The sequence below is a fragment of the Psychrobacillus sp. genome, assembly GCF_056205495.1.
In genome coordinates, this window is the sequence record NZ_JBAEAP010000502.1 from 1 (window position 1) to 1641 (window position 1641).

General features: G+C 37.8%; 3 protein-coding genes and 1 pseudogene. All 4 read right to left on the reverse strand.

Going from position 1 to position 1641, the window contains the following annotated elements; genetic code table 11:
• Positions 1–203 precede the first annotated feature (203 nt).
• Positions 204–584: a monovalent cation/H(+) antiporter subunit G gene (mnhG, locus tag AC06OU_RS14325; RefSeq protein WP_475856682.1), complete on the reverse strand. Its 381-nt coding sequence runs from the start codon at positions 582–584 to the stop codon at positions 204–206.
• Complete coding sequence (locus tag AC06OU_RS14330; RefSeq protein WP_298473808.1) at positions 568–849, reverse strand: Na(+)/H(+) antiporter subunit F1; 282 nt, start codon at positions 847–849, stop codon at positions 568–570. The genes mnhG and AC06OU_RS14330 overlap by 17 nt, the downstream gene beginning before the upstream one ends.
• Positions 846–1325 carry a Na+/H+ antiporter subunit E gene (locus tag AC06OU_RS14335; RefSeq protein WP_475856683.1) on the reverse strand — a complete coding sequence of 160 codons (480 nt, stop codon included), beginning with the start codon at positions 1323–1325 and terminating at the stop codon, positions 846–848. The genes AC06OU_RS14330 and AC06OU_RS14335 overlap by 4 nt, the downstream gene beginning before the upstream one ends.
• Positions 1325–1641, reverse strand: a pseudogene (locus AC06OU_RS14340) (Na+/H+ antiporter subunit D); the annotation flags it as partial. The gene AC06OU_RS14335 and the pseudogene AC06OU_RS14340, both read right to left, overlap by 1 nt.

Sequence of the window (1641 nt, forward strand, 5' to 3'; positions counted from 1 at the left end):
CCATATTCCCCGTACTATTAACTATTATAAAAAAGCTTTTGCAATTCGTGGAGGATCACGTTTTGCAAAAGCTTTTTTTATGGAAGGTATTCCACCTCGAATATAAAAGATGAGCGATGGAGCTAAGTTGTACAAAATCTAAAAAGTGCAGGCAAAGCGTTAACCAACTTTGCTTGCACTTTTTTGTTGAACATAATTTGAAGCTAATTCGTCTCTGTTTTTACCTTCATATTCTTTCTTTTCTCTTCCACAACTTCTTCTAGATCATCTCGCACTGTAAGGTCACAGCATTCCACGCCAGAATAATACGCGGCTCTTCCCATCATATGACCTCCGACTGGACCAGTAATGAAGAGAAATAAGATACCAAGTAAAATTCGAGAATTAAATGTACCTTCGATTAACCAGAAGTGAAGGAACACTCCTATTAAGATGCTCATCACTCCGAGCGTCGCACTTTTGGAAGCAGCATGCGCTCTTGTGTAGACATCTGGTAAACGACACAAGCCTTTTGCAGTGTCCAAGATGAAAATAGTTCCAAAGGAAATAGTACCTATGATAAATATATTAGCTATTACGGTCACGTTGAATGATCTCTCCCTTCTCCGTGAACTTAGAAAATGCTACTGTCCCTATAAAAGAAAGAACAGCTAGTAAGAGGATGACCTCTAAGAAGAATGGAGTGTCAAATAAGATTGAAATTAGACCTATTAAGGAGATTAGACCAACTCCAATAGCGTCCAAGGCAATAACCCTGTCTGGAGTAGTAGGCCCCTTTACAAGACGATAAATGAAGCCTAGTAAAGCAGCGCTGATAAGCACGACGATTACCCATAAAAAAGTTATCATGATCTACTCACCTCCAAAATTGCTTTCTCAAAAGTATCGCGTATGGAGTTTACTGCTTCGTCAATATCGGTAAAATCGATAGAATGGATATATAACGTTTTATTGTCATCCGAAACATCAATAACTACTGTACCAGGTGTTAAGGTTATGAGACTGGAAAGCAAGGTTATCTCCCAGTCTTCAGTCAATACAGTTTTCATTGCGAAAATAGCTGGACGGATAGGCATTTCTGGCTTCACGATTACTTTTAAAACAGAGAAGTTAGAAAGTATTAGCTCCTTTAAAAATAAGAATGCTAATTTTATCACAGCCAATACACGATCCATATAGAATCGTGACTTAAAGGATTTTCGAAGCATGAAAAGCATTACCAAACCGAGCAGATATCCTACTATAAAAGTAGTAGGTTTAAATGATATGGATAGGAACATCCACGTAAGAGCTATAAATACATTTAATAAAATTTGAAAAGCCATTATTTCACCCCTTCAAAGACAGCATCAACATATAAGGAAGGATCTAATAACACATTGGATGCATCAGTCATAAGTGGCACTAAGAATTCGGCTCCAACGCCATACATAACGGTAACAGCAACTAGAGCTATTGTTGGGACTAATAAACGCTTATAGGATGCAGCGTCCAAATAAGAGGATTCGCCTTTTGGTTCACCCCAGAATGCATAAATGAAAATACGTATCGCTGAAAGTAAAACGATGAGACTGGAAAGTAGGATAAAAATACTTTGCCATAATAATTCCCCTTCGAAGCCACCTTGAACGATTAACATCT

Excerpts from the sequence above, each read along its gene's own strand:
- AC06OU_RS14330 (WP_298473808.1), bottom strand. The coding sequence starts at position 849 with ATGATAACTTTTTTATGGGTAATCGTCGTGCTTATCAGCGCTGCTTTA.
- AC06OU_RS14335 (WP_475856683.1), bottom strand. The coding sequence starts at position 1,325 with ATGGCTTTTCAAATTTTATTAAATGTATTTATAGCTCTTACGTGGATG.